Genomic DNA, 4,861 nt, shown 5'->3' on the forward strand with positions numbered 1-4,861 from the left:
CGACGAAGATCCTCGTGGAAGAGGGTACGTCGGTCAGTCAGAACATCCTGAGTAACTGGACCGATGCAGACGGTGATGACCTGTTCCTGGTCAGCGCTGAACCCACTCCGGATGGGGATCAGGTGCGCTCCCGGTCGGACGGCCTGGTGACGTTCCGGGACGTGGGTAAGGGCCAGGGCGTGAAAGAAGTGAAGATCGTCGTCTCGGATGGGCGGGAGGAAGTGTCCGGCGTCGTGAGTTTTGATGTTCGGGCGTCGGGGACGCTGCCGCCGGTGGTGAACTTCGATCACTTCACTGCGGTGGTAGGGCAGGAGTCGCAGTTGACTCCGTTGCAGAATGACGTGGACCCGGCTGGCGGGCAGCTGAACCTTGCGAAAGCCGAACTCACCGGCGGGGATGCGGCAGTGACGCCGGACTATGACACCGGGACGATCGCGTTCACACCGAATGCTGCGGGGACGTTTTACGTTGAGTATCTGGTGACGAATGGGCCGCAGAGTGCCAGCGGCCTGATCCGGGTCGACGCCAAGGCCGAAGGTACCGAGGGTGCTCCGATTGCCGTCCGCGATGTGGCGTTGTTGCCGCGTAACGGCGACGTGCTGGTGGATGTGTTGGGTAATGACAGCGATCCAACCGGCGGGGTGCTGGTGGTGCAGTCCGTCGACGTACCGGCCGGCTCGCCGGTGGACGTCGCAGTGCTGGATCACAATGTGCTGCGGATCCACGACGTGCGCAGCCTGAACCAGCAGGCAACGATCACCTACACGATTTCCAACGGTAAGGCGTCTGCCACAGGTGAAGTGAGCGTGCTTTCCGTCGAAGGGCCCGAGACCCTGTTGCCGCCGCAGGCGAATTCGGATGAGGTAACGGTGCGTGCCGGGGATGTGGTGAACATTCCGGTGCTGGACAATGACACGCATCCCAACGGGGATGAGTTGACGCTCAGCCCGGTGTTGGCTCAGGGGATTGACCTGGCAGATGGTCGGGTGTTTGCTTCGGAGAACTCGTTGCGGTTCGTGGCGGGGCCGACGGCGAAGACTGTGTATGCGATTTATGAGGTACTCGACAGCACCGGGCAGTCGGATTCGGCTGAAGTCAGGATCAATATCCGGCCGCTGGATGCGCCGAATACGCCGCCGGTTCCGAAGAACCTCGACGCCCGCGTCATCGCAGGATCGACGGTGCGCATCCCGGTTCCGCTGGACGGTATCGACGCCGACGGTGATTCAGCCTTCCTCGCCGGAATTGACGTCGCTCCACAGATGGGTGCAGCAGTACCGGGACCGAACTACATCGACTTCACTGCCTCCGCCATCGGGGCCGGCACTGATTCCTTCACCTATACGGTTCGCGACCGGCTCGGGCTGGAAAATACAGGCACCGTGCAGGTCGGTATTGCCCCGGCGGCTGAGGCAAACCAGAAACCGATTGCAGTCAACGACGGTGTGATCCTGCGACCCGGCCGGGCGATCGCGGTCGACGCGCTCCGCAATGATTCGGACCCTGACGGGGACCCCATCGCTTTGGACCCGGATGCCGTCACGGCTACTCCTGAGGAGATGGCTCCGGAGGTTGTCGAGGGCAGGGTCCTGTTCCGGGCGCCTGCAGCCGAAGGTGATTTCAGCGTCCGTTACGGTGTGGCTGATGGCCGTGGCGGTGCTGCGAACGGCAACATCAACGTCACCGTCGATCAGAACGCTCCCCTGCTTCTGCCCATCGCCCGCGACGACCGCGTGGAGCCGGCGGAAACCCGCGGTCAGACAGCTGTGGACGTGCCGGTCCTGAAGAATGACGAGGACCCCGACGGCGTCGCGGAAGACCTGATTGTAGGTGTTGACCCCGCCGACGCCACCGCCACTGTCACGTCGGAAAATGTAGTCCGGGTCGAACTCACCGAACGGGCGCAGACGATTCCGTACACGGTCGAGGATATCGACGGTGGTGTAGCTACCGCGGTCGTTTGGGTCCCCGGCCTGAGTGAGCAGTATCCGACGCTGATCAGTGACGCGCCGATTGATGTGCAGGCGGGGGAGGAACTCACTCTGGATCTGCGGGATCTCGTTGAAGTCCGCGACGGCAGGACGCCAAGACTGACGGTGAGCGAGAAAGTATCAGCTATCGGGACAAGCAATGCGAACGACCTGGTGGTCGATGCCAACAACCTCCGCTACGCGGCGGATATCGACTACGCGGGGCGGGGATCCATCACCTTCGAAGTGACGGACGGTACCGGACCGGATGATCCAGAGGGTTTGAGCTCGACGCTGACCATCCTCACCAACGTGATACCGGCGGCGGAGAGCCCCAACCTCCCGCCCACTCTGGATTCAGGGTCACTCGACGTCGCCATCGCTGAACCGGCTGTCACGCTCGATGTGTCCAGCCTTGCAGCTGATCCCAACCCTGAAGACGTCCTGGAGTTTTCGCTCACCGGCGAGCAACCGGCCGGGTTCGACGTCACCCTTGACGGTTCCGTACTCAGCGTGGCGGCGCAGGAAGGCGCCGAAGTGGGCACCACCGGAGCCATCGGGATTTCAGTGACGGACGGGGAGGAAACAATCAGCAGCGCGGTCTCCCTCACTGTTATCGCGTCCAGCAGGCCGCTTCCGGTAGCGAACGATGATGAGGTTCCAGACGCGGTGCAGGGCGAACCTGTATCGGTGGATGTGCTTGCCAACGACGTGAACCCGTTCCCGGAGGAGCCGCTGCGCATTCTGGACGTTGTCGCAGACGGCAACGGCAGCGTCTCGCAGCAAGGGGAGTCGGTGCTCGTTACCCCGGCCGCATCCTTTGTCGGAAACATGACCGTGCAGTACACCATCCAGGACAAGACCGGCGAGCTCTCCCGGGTTGACACCGCACAGATCCTTCTCACCGTGAAGGGTAAGCCCGGGGCGCCGTCGACTCCGGTGGTGGAAAGCACCCGCAACAAGTCCGTGGTGTTGTCATGGGATCCGCCGGCCGACAACGGCTCGCCGATTACCGGGTACACGGTGAGCAGTAACAACGGGTTTACGCAGGAGTGCCCGGCGACGACGTGCACGTTGACTGGGTTGACGAACAATGTCGAGTACGTGTTCACGGTGACCGCTGCCAATGACATCGGTATCTCGGATCCCTCGCCCGAATCCGCGGTGGCGCGTCCGGATACACAGCCGGCACAACCCGCTCCGCCGACCCTCGTATTCGGCGACGGATCGCTGACGGTCAATTGGACGCCTCCGGCGAATGAAGGCTCGCCGATCGAGGGGTATGACCTGCAGATATCCCCTGCGCCGCCCAATGGTGCGGTGCAACGAAGTGCGGCGGGCGGTCCGTTGACGTGGGAAGGCCTTGAGAACGGAACAGCCTACAAGGTCCGGGTCCAGGCAAGGAATGCCGCCCCCGAGCCGTCGGAGTGGAGTGATTACTCGGCCGCTGAGACTCCGGCGGGGTTGCCGGGAACACCGGCGGCGCCGACGACCACGCGTGCGCAGTCCGTGGGATCAGAAAGTCAGTTGGTGGTTGATTGGGCCGATGTGTCACCGAACGGCGCTGCGGTGTCGAAGTACCAGGTCCAGGAGTTCAGGGGCGGCACCCTCACCCGGACGCTGCCGGAGGTCCAGGTTTCGGATCAGACAATCGTGGTGCCGAATGCCGAGGCGGACTACAGCTACGCAGTGCGCGCTTACAACAAGGCCGGGTGGACCGAATATGGTGCTCAGTCAGCACCGCGTCGTGCGGTGGGTTCTCCCGCAGCACCGAGCAGCGTGACCCTTGCCGAGACGCGCACCGGTGCTGAGGGCCGCCACGTGCAGATCAACTTCAGCGAGCTCAGCGCCGAGCAGCGCAACGGCGCACGTGCCTCGGAGGTCAGTTACCGGGCGAACTTCAGTGACGGACGTCAGATGGCTATCCAGCCGGGTCAGGAAGTCGGTGGATTCGCGAACGGTTCAGCCGTCAGCGCGACGGTCACCGCGATCGTGAACAGCGACGGAGCCAACTACTCCAGCCAACCGGCCGGATCCAACCAGGTGAGTCCTTACGGCAACCCCGGAGCGGCACGAGCCGGCGCCCGTGATGGGGCCAGGGAGCAGAAGGAAGTCACCGTCAGCTGGGATGCGCCGAACACCGGTGCCCACGACGTCAAGCAGATTCAGATCAACATCAACGGGGGCGGCTGGCAGAACGTCAATAACTCGGGCAACCGGACGGTCAGAACGAACGGGTACAACGAGCGCGTCGTCATCAAGGTCCGTTCGATGAACTCGCGGGGAACGTTCGGCCCGGTGGCTGAAGCCGCTGCAAGGAGCGGCGACGCTCCGCCGCCGCCCCCGCCACCGCAGAGTGAATGGCGTATCACCGCAGGCGGTCCAGGGCTGCAGACAGGGCACCGGTCCTGCATGGATCCTGTCAACGGAACGAACTGGACGGGATCGGACTGCCGCGGAGACCACTGGTTGGGCTATGGCGAGACCATTGTCTCGAAGTGCTACATCCAGCGGTCCTCCGGTGCCTGGTACCGGCAATTCTCCGGTCCCAACACCTATGCGAACAACAATGGCCTGCATGTGCGGGGCAATACGACCACGCAGGGAGCGAACCCACCCGCGGGTATGCCGCGGTGCTGATCGGGAGATGCAGCCAGCGACAGGCGCGGGTCCTCCCACGGCCGTAGGTGCCCATGGGAGGACCCGAGAACGCGCTATAGACTGGCCGTGGCGCTGCAGGGGCAAGGCGCCCATTCCCGGGGGGTTTTCAACGCACATGAAACGTGGTCTCGATCGTCTGCGTCGTTTCAGGACGAAGCACAAGCGCGCGTTGTCTGTCTCTACGGTTTCCGCTGTCAGTGTTGCTGTGGTGAGCGGTGCGCTGTTGTATC

General features: G+C 63.4%; 1 protein-coding gene. It reads left to right on the plus strand.

The window, feature by feature from the left end:
• The coding region (locus AC5RU3_RS15620; protein WP_493966131.1) for an Ig-like domain-containing protein at nucleotides 1-4,610 on the plus strand (4,610 nt) is incomplete at its 5' end.
• Nucleotides 4,611-4,861 lie beyond the last annotated feature (251 nt).

The sequence above is a fragment of the Arthrobacter sp. MDB1-55 genome (assembly GCF_059092925.1).